The organism is Vibrio sp. 10N.222.55.A1, from assembly GCF_041473835.1.
Classification (GTDB): Bacteria; Pseudomonadota; Gammaproteobacteria; order Enterobacterales; family Vibrionaceae; genus Vibrio; species Vibrio crassostreae_C.
In genome coordinates this window covers 107,362-121,731 of the sequence record NZ_JBFRSX010000022.1, presented here as the reverse complement: position 1 = coordinate 121,731, position 14,370 = coordinate 107,362, and the positions used below count along the sequence as shown (strand labels likewise).

18 protein-coding genes are annotated in these 14,370 nt (G+C 44.0%); 11 read left to right on the top strand and 7 right to left on the bottom strand.

The annotated features are described in order from the left end of the window. The first annotated feature begins 32 nt into the window (after nucleotides 1–32). Nucleotides 33–416, top strand: a complete 384-nt coding sequence (locus AB4493_RS07080) for a DUF3461 family protein (protein WP_004734354.1) — start codon at nucleotides 33–35, stop codon at nucleotides 414–416. Nucleotides 417–541: 125 nt separating this feature from the next. Here the strand turns inward: AB4493_RS07080 and truC are convergent, their stop codons facing one another. Beyond that, a complete protein-coding gene (truC, locus tag AB4493_RS07075) occupies nucleotides 542–1,291 on the bottom strand; it encodes a tRNA pseudouridine(65) synthase TruC (protein WP_372154721.1) in 750 nt (249 codons plus the stop codon). Continuing rightward, the gene (locus tag AB4493_RS07070; RefSeq protein WP_017063358.1) at nucleotides 1,291–1,605 is read right to left on the bottom strand and encodes a YqcC family protein; all 315 of its coding nucleotides are present in this window, start codon (nucleotides 1,603–1,605) and stop codon (nucleotides 1,291–1,293) included. Before AB4493_RS07070 ends, truC begins: the two co-directional genes overlap by 1 nt. Nucleotides 1,606–1,692: 87 nt before the next feature. Here AB4493_RS07070 and AB4493_RS07065 point away from each other — a divergent pair, with 87 nt between their 5' ends. Both AB4493_RS07065 and AB4493_RS07060 read left to right on the top strand, forming a co-directional pair. Further along, nucleotides 1,693–2,733, top strand: a complete 1,041-nt coding sequence (locus AB4493_RS07065; RefSeq protein WP_017060747.1) for a DUF3549 family protein — start codon at nucleotides 1,693–1,695, stop codon at nucleotides 2,731–2,733. Between the two features lie 84 nt (nucleotides 2,734–2,817). Then, nucleotides 2,818–3,126, top strand: coding sequence for a DUF3301 domain-containing protein (locus tag AB4493_RS07060; RefSeq protein ID WP_017060748.1), 309 nt, complete (start codon nucleotides 2,818–2,820; stop codon nucleotides 3,124–3,126). Here AB4493_RS07060 and AB4493_RS07055 read toward each other — a convergent pair. Further along, nucleotides 3,092–3,610: a GNAT family N-acetyltransferase gene (locus tag AB4493_RS07055; protein ID WP_372154720.1), complete on the bottom strand. Its 519-nt coding sequence runs from the start codon at nucleotides 3,608–3,610 to the stop codon at nucleotides 3,092–3,094. The two genes, AB4493_RS07060 and AB4493_RS07055, sit on opposite strands and share 35 nt — an antisense overlap. 768 nt (nucleotides 3,611–4,378) lie before the next feature. Between AB4493_RS07055 and AB4493_RS07050 the strand changes: the two genes are divergently transcribed. Then, entirely contained in the window at nucleotides 4,379–4,666 is a 288-nt protein-coding gene (locus AB4493_RS07050) for a hypothetical protein (protein ID WP_017069390.1), read from the top strand. 54 nt (nucleotides 4,667–4,720) lie between these two features. Then, nucleotides 4,721–5,164 carry a YaiI/YqxD family protein gene (locus AB4493_RS07045; protein ID WP_017063355.1) on the top strand — a complete coding sequence of 148 codons (444 nt, stop codon included), beginning with the start codon at nucleotides 4,721–4,723 and terminating at the stop codon, nucleotides 5,162–5,164. A 112-nt stretch (nucleotides 5,165–5,276) separates the two neighbouring features. On the opposite strand, the gene AB4493_RS07040 is transcribed toward AB4493_RS07045, so the two are convergent. The 3 genes from AB4493_RS07040 to AB4493_RS07030 form a co-directional block, all read right to left on the bottom strand. Continuing rightward, complete coding sequence (locus AB4493_RS07040) at nucleotides 5,277–6,863, bottom strand: AbgT family transporter (protein WP_372154719.1); 1,587 nt, start codon at nucleotides 6,861–6,863, stop codon at nucleotides 5,277–5,279. A 386-nt stretch (nucleotides 6,864–7,249) separates the two neighbouring features. Continuing rightward, on the bottom strand, nucleotides 7,250–7,375 hold the full coding sequence (ykgO, locus tag AB4493_RS07035) for a type B 50S ribosomal protein L36 (RefSeq protein WP_010436457.1): 126 nt from the start codon (nucleotides 7,373–7,375) through the stop codon (nucleotides 7,250–7,252). Further along, a complete protein-coding gene (locus AB4493_RS07030) occupies nucleotides 7,375–7,635 on the bottom strand; it encodes a type B 50S ribosomal protein L31 (protein WP_054541634.1) in 261 nt (86 codons plus the stop codon). The genes ykgO and AB4493_RS07030 overlap by 1 nt, the downstream gene beginning before the upstream one ends. Nucleotides 7,636–7,759: 124 nt before the next feature. On the opposite strand from AB4493_RS07030, the gene tsaA reads away from it, so the two are divergent. The 6 genes from tsaA to AB4493_RS07000 all read left to right on the top strand — a co-directional run bounded on the left by tsaA (nucleotide 7,760) and on the right by AB4493_RS07000 (nucleotide 12,270). Beyond that, on the top strand, nucleotides 7,760–8,455 hold the full coding sequence (gene tsaA / locus AB4493_RS07025) for a tRNA (N6-threonylcarbamoyladenosine(37)-N6)-methyltransferase TrmO (protein ID WP_372154718.1): 696 nt from the start codon (nucleotides 7,760–7,762) through the stop codon (nucleotides 8,453–8,455). Nucleotides 8,456–8,556: 101 nt separating this feature from the next. Next, on the top strand, nucleotides 8,557–10,272 hold the full coding sequence (locus tag AB4493_RS07020) for a proline--tRNA ligase (RefSeq protein WP_017063353.1): 1,716 nt from the start codon (nucleotides 8,557–8,559) through the stop codon (nucleotides 10,270–10,272). A 190-nt stretch (nucleotides 10,273–10,462) separates the two neighbouring features. Beyond that, nucleotides 10,463–11,152: a tellurite resistance TerB family protein gene (locus tag AB4493_RS07015; RefSeq protein WP_017063352.1), complete on the top strand. Its 690-nt coding sequence runs from the start codon at nucleotides 10,463–10,465 to the stop codon at nucleotides 11,150–11,152. Nucleotides 11,153–11,316: 164 nt separating this feature from the next. Beyond that, entirely contained in the window at nucleotides 11,317–11,520 is a 204-nt protein-coding gene (locus AB4493_RS07010; protein WP_008222923.1) for a YaeP family protein, read from the top strand. Between the two features lies 1 nt (nucleotide 11,521). Then, nucleotides 11,522–11,713, top strand: a complete 192-nt coding sequence (locus AB4493_RS07005) for a DUF4250 domain-containing protein (protein ID WP_004738555.1) — start codon at nucleotides 11,522–11,524, stop codon at nucleotides 11,711–11,713. Nucleotides 11,714–11,943: 230 nt separating this feature from the next. Next, nucleotides 11,944–12,270: a hypothetical protein gene (locus tag AB4493_RS07000; protein ID WP_102320137.1), complete on the top strand. Its 327-nt coding sequence runs from the start codon at nucleotides 11,944–11,946 to the stop codon at nucleotides 12,268–12,270. Nucleotides 12,271–12,776: 506 nt separating this feature from the next. Here the strand turns inward: AB4493_RS07000 and glyA are convergent. Beyond that, the gene (gene glyA / locus AB4493_RS06995) at nucleotides 12,777–14,027 is read right to left on the bottom strand and encodes a serine hydroxymethyltransferase (RefSeq protein ID WP_017066387.1); all 1,251 of its coding nucleotides are present in this window, start codon (nucleotides 14,025–14,027) and stop codon (nucleotides 12,777–12,779) included. Nucleotides 14,028–14,370 lie beyond the last annotated feature (343 nt).

Below are 14,370 nucleotides of genomic sequence, written 5' to 3'. Positions count from 1 at the left end.
AAAGTATTACATTCATAACCTAGAGGTCGCTTATGTATCCAAACCTCACTGGCTTAGGTATCCACGAACCTAAACAGATTGAACGTTACTCCCTTCGCCAAGAAGCTCATAAAGATATCCTGAAGATTTACTTTCGTAAGCAGAAAGGTGAACTTTTCGCGAAAAGCGTTAAGTTTAAGTACCCACGACAAGTAAAAAGTGTGCTTGTTAGCGGTGGCAATAATCAATACAAAGAAGTGACTGAGATTAACCGCAACCTCACTCTTGTGATTGATGAGCTCAACAAGATCACCAAACCGACGCCAACCGCTGAGGTCGATGTGAAGCAGAAGATCCTTACCGACTTACGCCACTTAGAGAAGGTTGTATCAAGTAAGATCGCAGAGATCGAAGCCGATCTAGAAAAGCTGAAATGATCCCGCGATGAGCGACTAACTAACATTAGTTTTACCGCTAAGATTGCATAGACACAAAAAGGGCTGATATCACTATCAGCCCTTTATTTTTATTCTATTTTCTATGTTTACTAAACGCCTGGTCTTTACTTAGACGACCGTGCTTCAGCATTCACCAAGCTGGTATCCCACTCAAAGGTTTCAAACAACCTTAGCCAAGTTTCATCCAGGTTCGCCTTCATGACCAACTCTTCTTTAGTGAAAGGATGAATGAAGCGCAATTCAGAGGCATGTAGCAACAAACGGTGCGAATCTAAATCATCACGAAACAGTCGGTTGTGTTTACCATCACCATGTGAGGTATCACCCACGATTGGGTGTCTTAGGTGAGCCATATGACGACGCAGCTGATGTTTACGGCCTGTTTTTGGCATCATCTCAACCAAGCAGTAGCGGCTCGTTGGGAAACGTCCTGTTGAATAGGGTACTTCGACTTTTGCTAGCGGTTCATAAACCGTCACAGCCTCTTGCGCTTCTTTGTCTTCTTTCGCGAACTTATCTGCGATCTTATCCAGCTCAACCTTAAGTGCGTAATCAAGCGTATCGCCCTCTTCTATCCAACCACGAACAATTGCATGGTAAGTCTTTTGCATCTCATGGTTAGCGAACATTGGCATCACCTCAGAGGCGACCTCACTCGATAGCGCAAACACCAATACGCCAGACGTTGGGCGATCTAAGCGATGCAGAGGAAATACGTGCTGACCAATTTGATCACGCAGTGTTTGCATCACAAATTGCGTTTCGTGTTTATCCAACCATGAGCGATGCACCAGCATGCCAGCGGGCTTATTCACCGCGACAAAATACTCATCTTGATAAATGATCTCTAACATTACGCGCATACCTCATCAATGCTCTGAATCGTCACTAGCAGTTCGACTTTGTCTGCCTCATTTTTCCACACTTCACCAAAATAAGGATGGATAGCAAAGCCTTTCGGTAGGCTCATTTGGGCATCCATCATTGCGTTGATCTTAACGATAAAGATCCACTGCAACCACTCTTCCGGTTGTAACGAATCAATCCCGAAAGGTTCAACGCTCGCCAGAGCTTCATCCGAAGGCGGAAGCGTGCTCCATAGCGAACATTGGCGCATTTGTTCTTCTAATTGTTGAAGTAAAAGAGGTAACTTTGTGGCTGCTGTCATTTTTCACCAAGTTATTTATCTAGTGACCTTGAAATTGGGGCATAGAGTACCATCTATTTAGGAAAGAAAGTTAGGAGCTTTATTACTATGGAAACGATTCACACGCTCACTCAGTTACTAAAGAATAGCGGTTGCCAGTACGATATCTACGACCTAGGTCGCCGTATTCAGAAGATCGACAACACCTTATTCTCTGATGTTGAGCAAGGGAAACAGCCGTACCCATTTCCACTTCAGAAACAAGCTCACTTAGCGATTAGTTACTGGAACGAACACAAGCAACCTTGGATCTGGTTCCTAAAATTCAAACTGGACGAAAGAGGCCTATTACATCAAGGTGATGTCGGCAATTTCCTTAAGTTTGTTATCGAAGCGATGGGCACACGTTTGAACGGTGAGATCAGCGAAGAGCAACAACAAAAGCTGTCAAACAACCCATATACCTTCAAGCCTTCAGAAGACAAAATGGCCGTGTTCCATAGCCAAGTAAGAGCAGGTTTAGACCTTGCAACGAGCCAATACTACGAACACGCTCAACACTACTTCACAGGCGATCTAGGCTGGGACAACTGGAAAACCGTTGGCCTACAAGGCATCACTGATATGTGTGCTCGTTTAGGCAGCCAACAAAATGGTGTCGCGATTCGCAAAGCATTGAATAAGCTGCCTTCAGAACCTCTATACGCGACTCTCGGGGCGCTTGAGCATACGCAAATCAATGACAAGCTCGCTCAACGCTTACAAGAAATGGCAGAGAATGAGATTAACAGTCAAGAGCCAGATCTGTTCTTACTGTCAGCACTGGTACGTGCCCTTTCTGGCGCAGAGCAAAGCACAACCAACGCCGTAATTAACCAAGTTCTGGCTAGCCCGCGCTTAAGCCACCAAGAAGTATTGATTGGTTTGGCTGGTCGCAGCTGGCACGCACTGCAAGATCCTGCGATTGCTGAGCAGTTCTTGCTGCGTCTCGCACAAACGGGCAACCAAAACTTGTTCAATCAGTTATTTGCAGATTTAGTGATGATTCCGACACTGAGAATGGTATTTTTACCATTATTGAACTCGAACCCATCACCAGAACTCGCCAATGCACTTGTAGAATTACAACAAGCGGCTAAGTCGCAATAGATACCAGACAGAACAGCTCAGTAGCTCATAACAAAAAGCTCAAATCACGAACGGAATAGAGAGATAAAAGGAAGTATGGATTAAATGATAGATAACTTATTGGCTATTTTGATGCTGTGCTTCTTTTGCTTTCTGTTTTGGCAACAGCGCAGGCAATCCGAGCTTGCGAAAGCTGCCATTGCGAGAAAATGTAAAGAGCTCGACTTACAGCTATTAAGTGTTGCCTTTAGTGGTCATAAACTTAAGATGCGCCATGAGCTCACCACCATTTGGCGCTGGCACACCGTGTATCAATTTGAGTTTTCAGCGTTAGGTGATGACCTGTACCAAGGGAAACTGACCATGGTGGGCTTCCGTTCTATGCGGTTTGAGCTACAACCTCATAGAATGTAACGTCGCAATACGCGGTATAGCTATATTCATGATAAGGGCCAAACTGATCTTGTTTGGTCTCTTTAAATGCAAAGCCTAACTTTTCAAGTAACTTAATTGATGGGTTATGACCAACATTAACGGTCGCGACAACATTCGTTAGGTGTTCTTCAAAACAAACCAAACTAAAGAAAGGTTTTAGCACTTCACTAGCAAGGCCTTGATTCCAAAACTCCTTGTCCAGAATAAATCCCAGTTCATGCTTCCCTTCTTCAGACGAAACAAACAAATGCCCGAGGTATTCGCGGGTTTGGTTGTGGATAATGGCTCGGCAAAAACCAACGTTGTCGTTCAGTATTTCTTGAAATAGGTGTTTTGCAGAGGCAATAGAATGCGGCCCGTTCATTTCAGCACGATTGATGGGGCAGCAATTCAACTTGATAAAGTCATGTTCTAACTGCTCGGTATAAGGTACCAACAGCGTTCTTGAGGTTGCTATCGTCATAAAACACTCCTTGTGTTGACCATTAGCAGAAAAGCAGATGTCGCGTGCTTAGATAAAAGCTCCTGAATTAAAGAGAGCCCCTAGATAGAGAAAAAGCCTTAGGAAAAGAAAAGCCCCGACACCGAAGTGTCAGGGCTAGGGTCTTACTCGCAGCAGTCCGGCTACTAATTAATGCTCCATGCATCATCCATAATAGTGGCTGTAATCCTTCAGCTCTTTCCTTTACTTCGCCGTCCTAGCGGTGTCCAATCATCCTGAAAGCTAACAATCCTAGTTAGCGCACATCACTTGTTCCGTGAGCGGTGTCCTTTACATCGTCCTGATGCTAATCCAACCCTTTAATCCTAAAGGTGTCCATTGTCATTCCGTTGCAGCTAACTTCCTGTTAACTGACTGTATCCCTACAATGTCCTTACGCTCCATGCTTGATCACTCAATCCTAAGTAACCAAATCTTCATCCTGAAGATAACCAAATCCTTGGTGCTTTCCTGTTCCGTGTCAGAATCCTTCCGACAAGGTTTAATTTACGCGATTTAGGATTTCGGACAATAGATTTGCATCACATTTTGAATTCAAGAAAGTTGTTAATTATATAAAACAATTAAAATTCAACAACTTAACCATGTGCACATCAATCTCTCTAGCGATGTATTCGTGTTATCTCACAACCTTTGTAAGAGATCTCTCACAAGCCATGGGCGGTTTTATGATTCGCTATCATTCACCAGAGCGAGTAAAATGACTAAAGACTAAAAATGGAGATCAACATGCTGACAAAAGATGTTTCTGAAGAGTTGAAATCAGTGCTTGAAGGACTGCAAGCGCAAGGGAAAGAGCCGACAGTTGCTTTAGTTAAGGCTCGTATGAGCACATCCGTTCCGATGCCCGCTTTAATCACGACCATCAAGAGCTGGAAAAGCGCAAATCGTGTTCCTAAAGTTGAAGTCGCGACACAAGAAGAGCCAGCACTTGATCGTGTTAGCCAACTGGAAAAGCAAATCCTTGAACTCACTGCTCGCGTTGCCATGCTTGAAGCTAAACTAACTGATCAATAAGGCAACTGAGCAATAAGTTGACCGATAAATAAGCTAACAGAGAAATAGAACACTATGAAGATATGGGTTGATGCGGACGCTTGTCCAAAGGTTATCCGAGAAACAATCGTACGCGCAGCTGAGCGCACAGGGGTTGAATGTACCTTTGTGGCAAACCATCTGGTTCCCGTTCCTAAACGCAATAACATTCACTCAATTCAAGTGCCAAGCGGGTTTGATATTGCTGATGATGAAATCGTAAAGCGCACTGAACCCGGCGATCTTGTGATTACATCCGATATCCCTCTGGCTGACGAAGTGATCACTAAAGGTGGGCAAGCACTCAGCTCTCGTGGTGAGCTTTACACCAAAGAGACCATTAAAGCGCGTCTGAACATTCGTGACTTTATGGATACCATGCGCTCAAGTGGCATCCAAACGGGTGGACCAAGTGCCCTTTCTCAAACCGACCGTCGTGAGTTTGCCAACCACTTAGATAGAATTCTAGCCAAACGCTAGCTGGCTCATCCGAGCTTAACCTAGTTCTATCTCTCCATAAAAAATCAAAAAACCTGCAAACAATGCAGGTTTTTTTAATATCAATTAGAAGAAGGTTTCCCCTACTCTACAACTAAGGCGTGTAGTACGTTGCAGCACCTGGACCTACTGGTAGGCCAAATACGAATACCCAAACGTAGAACATTAAGCTCCAACCAACCAAGAATACGATTGAGTATGGAAGCATAGTTGCAATCAGAGTACCGATACCTAGGTTCTTCATGTAACGCGTCGCTACAGCAAGGATAAGACCGAAGTAGCTCATCATTGGAGTAATGATGTTCGTTGTTGAGTCACCGATACGGTAAGCCGCTTGAATCGTTTCTGGTGCGTAGCCTACTAGCATTAGCATTGGAACGAAGATAGGTGCTGTTACTGCCCACTGAGCAGAAGCCGAACCGATCATTAGGTTAATGAAGCCACACATTAGGATGAATGCGAAGAACAACATTGGGCCCGTTAGGCCGATATCCTGTAGGAACGTAGCACCTGCAACTGCGAATACTTGACCGAAGTTAGTCCACTTGAAGAAAGCAACAAACTGAGCAGCAAAGAACACAAGTACGATGTACATGCCCATTGAAGACATAGACTTAGACATTGCATTGATAACATCACGGTCTGTTTTCATTGTGCCGGTAACTTTACCGTAAACAAAACCAGGAACTGCGAAGAATACGAAGATGAACGCTACGATACTTTTCAGGAATGGAGAACCTGAAACCGTACCTGCTGCTGAACGTAGAACACCATCAGCTGGAACAATCGTCCATGCAAGAAGTGCAGAAACCGCTAATACTGCGATACCCGCAAGCTTAAGGCCATTCTTCTCAACGTCTGTTAGTTTACCCATCGAATCATTTGATAGGTCTTCAGACGCTTCTTCATCGTTGTATTTACCCAGTTTTGGCTCAACAATCTTCTCAGTTACAAATGCACCTGTAATCGCAATGAAGAAAGTCGAAACAAACATGAAGTACCAGTTTGATTCAGGACCGACGCTGTAAGTCGGGTCGATCATTTGTGCTGCTGTTTCTGTAATACCAGAAAGCAGTGGATCAACCGTACCGATTAGAAGGTTTGCAGAGTAACCACCAGATACACCAGCAAATGCTGCCGCTAGACCCGCTAATGGGTGGCGACCCAAAGAGTGGAAAAGCATTGCTGCAAGAGGGATAAGTACTACGTAACCAAGCTCTGAAGCCGTGTTAGAGATAATACCGGCAAAAACTACGGTTACCGTAACCATACGCTTAGATGCGCCCATTACCATGCCACGCATCGCCGCAGATAATAGACCTGAGTGTTCAGCAATCGCTACACCTAGCATTGCAACAAGCACGGTACCTAATGGCGCAAAGCCAACAAAGTTTTTAACTAGATTAGTAACAATGAGCTGTAAGCCTTCAGCATTAAGTAAGCTTACAACGTAGATCATGCCGTCAGCAGCACGACCTGGAGCACCTTCTGGGCGAGGATCCATTACAGATACTTCGAAGTAACCAGCAATCCCTGAAGAAACTAGGATTGCGACACAGAAGATTGCGAAAAGAGTGATTGGGTGGGGTAAAAGGTTCCCCAAATATTCAACGCCATCGAGAAAGCGGGTAAAAATAGGTTTCTTTGGCGAGTTGTTTTTTATTGAAGCTGATGAACTCATCAGTTCCCTCCTTGTAGTGATTCCTGTGCAATTGTGACAAAAATGTTCAAATTGCCAGCGCAGAGTACGCGACAAAATTATCAATTAGAAATTCAAAATGTTACAAAATGTGTAACAAACGACGATTTTTAACTCTATTTGAACAATTAATTAGCAAATAAATCTATATTAAATACAAAAGATAGATTTATAATTCACAAACAAGTATTCACTACAAATATGACTGACAATATAACTCATTGATTCACATGAAAATAAAACACACCATACTCTAAAGTAAGATTCTATATTGGCCAAGGTTCCGCTCGAAGGAAAAGAAAAACAGGCAAATGAATGAAGTTTGACTTTCCCCTCGTTTTTACACACGCGTCACATCATATTGACGGTTATTTTTGAACCGCTTTAAATCTTGGATTGGATTTGCAGATCACATAATGACGCCCTCTACGCTTAACGATCTGGCAATCTGGGTGACGGCTTTTCGCACTTTTAAGTGATTTAACAACTTTCATTATTTAGCTCCCTTACCTAATTGACCAAAGCGACGAGTAAAGTTGGCAACACGCCCTTCTTTATGTAGCACTCTCTGTTTACCCGTATAGAAAGGATGCGATTTTGCAGACACTTCAATCGTGAAATAAGGGTAAGTATTGCCATCTTCCCATTCGATAGTGCGGTCTGTTTTCAGCGTAGAGCCGATTAAGAAGTATTCATCAACGCTGGTGTCGTGGAACACCACTGTGCGGTAGTCCGGGTGGATATTCGGTTTCATTGTATTTCCCTAAATGATCAAATTGATATGTTATAACATACCAAATGATAATTATTATCAAAAGAAAAACAAGCGATTTTGTGATATTTTTCTGCCATAGATCGTAATTAGAGAACGCCCACTCATGTACTCCATTGAACCTATTGGCTTTATAGAGTCTCCCTATAAAGAGAAGTTCGCGGTACCCAGGCAGCCTAGATTGGTGCCAACATCCACCTCAAGAGTCAGATTAGTTGATGCAGCAAACTGCCTTGAGTCTGTTCGTGGTATTGAGCAATTTAGCCATGTTTGGTTACTATTTCTGTTCGACAAGAACCTTGAAGCAGGCTGGAAACCAACCGTGAGGCCACCTCGCCTTGGCGGGAATGAACGTATTGGTGTATTCGCGTCTCGTGCCACATTCAGACCGAATGGAATTGGCATGTCTGCGGTTGAACTAAAAGGTGTGTCTCAAGAGAAAGGGCAAACTTGGTTGGATCTCGGCAGCGTCGACTTAGTAGATGGCACACCGATCATCGACATCAAGCCTTACATCCCCTACTCAGATTCGATTCCGGACGCATTGGGAGGGTTTGCTGCTGACGAACCAGAAGTGCTCGAAGTTAACTTTTCGCAACAAGCGCAAAGTAAGCTAGCCAGTCATCCACAAGCGCGCCATATCGTTCAGGTGATCAAAGAAGTATTAGGCCAAGATCCTCGTCCTGCCTATAAGAAAGGTAAACCTGACAACAAGGAATATGCGGTAAATTTGTTCGATCTTAACGTGAAATTCGTAGTTGAAACACTTTTCATCAATGTAACTGACATTGAACGCTTTTGAGATCCCAAATAGGCTGATATTATATGCGGCTATATCAGATTTGCTGTCGTCGCTAACGACAGCAAGTTTTCTTTTATCAATGATGAAACGGATACCATAGAATGCGTACCAGTAACTACCTTCTTTCTACTCTGAAAGAGACTCCAAACGACGCAGAAGTTATCAGCCACCAGCTGATGCTACGTGCAGGTATGATCCGTAAGCTAGCTTCAGGTTTATATACTTGGCTACCTACTGGTCTACGTGTACTGCGTAAAGTCGAAAATATCGTTCGCCAAGAGATCGATAATGCAGGTGCCGTTGAAATCTTGATGCCCGTAGTTCAACCTTTTGAGCTTTGGGAAGAGACTGGCCGTTCTGAAAAGATGGGCCCTGAGCTACTTCGTTTCACAGACCGTCACTCTCGTCCGTTTGTTCTTAGCCCAACAGCTGAAGAAGTAGTAACGAGCCTAGTACGTAACGAGATCAGCTCTTACAAACAGCTACCTCTAAATCTGTACCAAATCCAGACTAAATTCCGTGATGAGCGCCGCCCTCGTTTTGGCGTAATGCGTGCACGTGAATTCTCTATGATGGATGCGTACAGCTTTGATATCGATAAAGAAGGCTTAGAAAAGTCTTACCAAGCGATGCACGATGCTTACTGTAAAGCATTCGACCGCATGGGCCTTGAGTACCGTCCAGTATTGGCAGACTCTGGCGCAATCGGCGGCAGCGGCTCTCAAGAGTTCCACGTTCTTGCTGAAAGCGGCGAAGACCTAATCGCATTCTCAACTGAGTCAGATTACGCAGCAAACATCGAAAAAGCAGAAGCACTTGCTCCTACTGAAGATGCTGCAGCACCAACTCAAGAGATGGAACTGGTTGATACACCAAACGCGAAAACTATCGCAGAATTGGTAGAGCAACACGGTCTAGCAATCGAGAAGACAGTTAAGACTCTATTCGTTAAAGCTTCTGATGAAGTAGACGCTGATATCATCGCGCTAATCATCCGTGGTGACCACGAACTGAACGAAGTGAAAGCAGAGAACCTTCCACAGGTTGCTTCTCCACTAGAGATGGCTTCTGAAGAAGAAATCCGTGCACTTGTTGGTGCAGGTCCTGGTTCACTTGGCCCTGTTGGCCTAGAGCTACCATTCATCGTTGACCGCTCTGTTGCTGTAATGAGTGACTTCGGCGCTGGCGCAAACGTAGATGGTAAGCACTACTTCGGCATCAACTGGGGTCGTGACGTTGAGCTTGCTCAAGTTGAAGACCTACGTAACGTTGTTGAAGGCGACCTTAGCCCATGTGGTCAAGGTACTATTCAGCTTAAGCGTGGTATCGAAGTTGGTCACATCTTCCAACTAGGTAATACTTACTCTAAAGCAATGAACTGTAACGTGCTTGGTCCTGATGGTAAGAGCGTAATCCTAGAGATGGGTTGTTACGGTATCGGTGTTTCACGTGTTGTTGCATCTGCTATCGAGCAAAACCACGATAAATTCGGTATCACTTGGCCAGACGCACTAGCGCCGTTCCAAGTTGCTATCGTACCAATGAACATGCACAAATCTGAGCGCGTTAAAGAAGCAGCTGAGAAGCTATACGCTGAATTAACAGCTATGGGTATCGAAGTTTTATTCGATGACCGTAAAGAGCGCCCTGGTGTTATGTTTAAAGATATCGAGCTTGTGGGTATCCCTCACACTATCGTTATCGGCGATCGCAGCATGGACGAAGGTAACTTCGAATACAAAAACCGTCGTACTGGTGATAAAGAAGCTATCGCAATGGACACGGTTATCGAGCACCTTAAGGCTCAACTAGCTTAGTAATCCGATTACTGACTAGATAAACATTGAAAGGCTGCCGTTAGGTGGCCTTTTTTGTGCCTGTCATTTCGCTTCAAACTCCCTTCTATTTATCAGTAGAGTAAATAACGTAAGTTAATCCCCTGTTCATCTTTAAATCCGTATATTGGTGTCATCAACTTTTTGGACATGCTCACCATTGGAGGTATCGATGGATATCAAAAGCTTACTGAACCAAGCACTTAAATCAGATCTCGTAAAACAAGGTACTCAGCAACTTTCACAAGGGTCTTCAAGTTTAAGTGGCCTTTCTCAAGGCAGCAATAGCAAGAGTAGCAGTAAAAGTACACTCGGAGCCTTCGGTGCAGGCGCAGTTGGCGGAGGACTGTTAGGTGCGTTAATGGGCTCTAAGAAGACTAAGAAAATGGGTAAGAAAGCGGCTGGGATTGGCGGCGCAGCAGCACTGGGCGCTTTGGCTTATAAAGTCTACAACGACTACCAGTCCAAACAAGGCCAGACACCTAACGCCGAACAGGCTCAGTTTGATGAAAATGATGCAAACCACAGCGTGCTGATTCTACGATCGATGATTGCCGCGTCTAAAGCTGATGGCCATGTTGATGAAGAAGAGATGGCTAAGATAGAGCAAGCCGTCGAGAATATGGGCGCTGATTATCAACTGACTAAATTGGTCTCTGAAGAACTGCATAAGCCACTCGACCCAAGCGAAATCGCTCAACTGGCAACGTCACCTCAACAGGCGAGTGAGATCTACTTAGCCTCTTTGATTGTGGCCGACGAACAGAATTTCATGGAAAAGGCGTACCTGAAAGAGCTCGCGAAACAGCTCAATCTTGCTGATGAAGTCACCTATCAACTTGAACAACAAGTCTCTGGCTAATCGGCAAGTACCAAACGAAGCCGTAAAGAACGGCCTAAGCAGCGAGCTAACCAAGTGAGATATTGAGCAAGGACAAACTAACTCTGAACTTAATCAGATCCACTTTGTTTTTGCTTATCTCTATGTGTATATTGAGATCAGTTATCATTTGGTTAGGTATAAAAATGAAAGTATACGATTGTTGTGATTTGGTGCGTGAACTGTATTCTCAAATTGGCAGTGGCGACCAAGGCTATATCCCTAAAGCGATCACCTGCGCGGTAAAAACATTGAATGACCTTGCTGCAGATGAATCTCTTCCTAAAGAAGCGCGTGAGCGTGCAGCCTTTGCCGCTGCAAACCTGCTGATCTCAGATTTCGAGGACTAATATGAACCTCGCTAATTTTGAAAAAATGGATCCTGTAATGTTGATGAGTATCGTCAACATGAAGCTACGTGACGACTTCGGTGGTGATTTGGATCGAGTGGTCAACTTCTACGAGATCGACAAAGCAGCATTGATCGCAAAGCTCGCGTCTGCTGGTTTTGAGTATCTTCCAGAAGCTAAACAGTTTCGATAGTCGTTAAAAAAATCTTCCTATTTAAAGGCCAACCTCTGTGTTGGTCTTTTTTTTGGTGATACGTAACAAGCAAACATGCAGCAAACCCGTTATAAATTATCTGTCTGCACCTATACTTTTATATCTTAGAGTCAACGAACGCGCCTTGAACCAAAGCGTATTGTTGTATAGGCTACCCAAACTAGCATATAAAACTCATCACCCAACTTGATGATAGTGAAGGATTAACAATGAAAAGACTCGGACTTTTAGCCGTTATCGCAGCCGCACTCACCGCAGGTTGCGCTTCAAATACTCAGCAAGACAACTTTCGCGAAGCCTCTTTTGAGCTGTGTAATACTGAAGTCGATATTTACTCTGTAAGCCATGATGAACGAGTTCGCATCGTCTGCTCTGATGGCTCTAAATTCGCTTTGAACAGCGAAGATACACTAGAAGTAATGCGTGATATCAACATCGACTACTGCGATGGCGAAGGCTTAGGCAAATTCAACGAGAGCCGCCACTATTACTCATTCAAGTGTAAGTCAGGCACCCTACTTAGCATCAAAAAGTAGAATCGACACTACCAAATACCAAAGGGTTAATGTGAAAGCATTAACCCTTTTTAATACCCGGTTTTCTTTACTCTTAATCCCAAATCCACCAGCCACCAGCCACCAGATACAAAAAATAGCTCCTTTAAAGAAGCCTCTAGTATCATTGCTTTTCAAAGTAGTTGTTTGAAATTCTAAGAGAGCACGCAGAGATTACGGGTGTAAGTGAGCATGCTCGACAACAATTTTAAAACTTCTAAGTACAAAAAAGGCCCCTATTAAGGAGCCTCTAGTATCAATATTTTTCAAAGTAGTTGTTTGAAATTCTAGGAGAGCACGCGGAGCTTACGAATGTAAGTGAGCATGCTCGACAACGTAATACCCAAAAAAACAAAAAAAGCTCCCAACAGGAGCCTTTCAAATCGTATTTTTCAATCAAATAGCTTTAGTTCAAGGAAAAGGCGCGGAGTTTACGAATGTAAATGAGCACCTTTGACACAGAAATTAAGCTATTTGAGCCAGAAAAATTAAGCGTAAACCGGTAGACGCTTACAGATCTCTAGTACTTTTGCTTTAGTCGCTTCGATAACAGACTCATCACCCATGTTATCTAGGATGTCACAGATCCAACCTGCTAGCTCTTTCGCGTCTGCTTCTGAGAAACCGCGACGAGTGATAGAAGGAGAACCGATACGGATACCTGAAGTAACGAATGGGCTACGTGGGTCGTTTGGTACTGAGTTCTTGTTTACAGTGATGTTTGCTGCACCTAGTGCTGCATCTGCTTCTTTACCTGTGATGTCTTTGTTGATTAGGTCAACTAGGAACAGGTGGTTCTCTGTAGAACCTGAAACGATGTTGTAACCACGAGCTAGGAATTCAGCAACCATTGCTTTTGCGTTAGCAACAACGCGTGCTTGGTATTCTTTGAACTCTGGCTCTAGAGCTTCTTTGAACGCTACTGCTTTACCAGCGATAACGTGCATTAGAGGACCACCTTGGCCGCCTGGGAATACTGCTGAGTTCAGCTTCTTGTAAAGATCTTCGCCTTCGTTAGAAAGGATTAGACCACCACGAGGACCCGCAAGCGTTTTGTGCGTCGTTGTAGTTACTACGTGAGCGTGTGGCACTGGGTTCGGGTAAACGCCTGCAGCGATTAGACCTGCTACGTGAGCCATATCTACGAACAGGTAAGCACCTACTTTGTCAGCGATTTCACGCATGCGCTTCCAATCACAGATTTGAGAGTAAGCAGAGAAACCACCGATGATCATCTTAGGCTTGTTCTCGATAGCCAGCTTTTCCATCTCTTCGTAATCGATTTGACCCGCTTCATCGATACCGTAAGGGATGATGTTGTAAAGCTTACCAGAGAAGTTTACTGGAGAACCGTGAGTTAGGTGACCACCGTGTGCTAGGCTCATACCTAGAACCGTATCGCCTGCATTTAGTAGTGCCATGTATACAGCGTTATTTGCTTGAGAACCTGAGTGAGGCTGTACGTTTGCGTACTCTGCACCAAATAGTTCACATGCACGTTCAATTGCTAGAGTTTCAACTTTGTCTACGTACTCACAACCACCGTAGTAACGCTTGCCTGGGTAGCCTTCAGCGTATTTGTTTGTTAGCTGAGAACCTTGAGCTTCCATTACACGTGGGCTTGTGTAGTTTTCTGAAGCGATAAGTTCGATATGCTCTTCCTGACGAAGAGTTTCTTCTTGGATAGCTGCGAATAGATCCGCATCGTAATCAGCAATGTTCATGTCACGCTTAAGCATCTGTATCTCCTGACTCAGATTGTACTGAAAGTTTCAAAAAAACCACACAACGACCGAAAGCAAACGTTTCCGTCACCGTTTTGATGTGACGCATTCTACATAATTTGATCTAGGTCATAAAGAGCTAATTGCAATTTTATCATGCAGTTTTTTCATAATCACAAATAAGATTCATCATGGTTATTTGGCTTATCCAACCAAAGATGGCGCTTACTGTCAATTTTACGCTTTACACCCTGTAAAACGCAGATTACATAGGTTTACCTTAATTTTGCCCCTCAAGCTACCGAAAGCTAAGGTTTTTCTCTACTATGCACGCCTTTATTGGTTAGGTAATTATAAA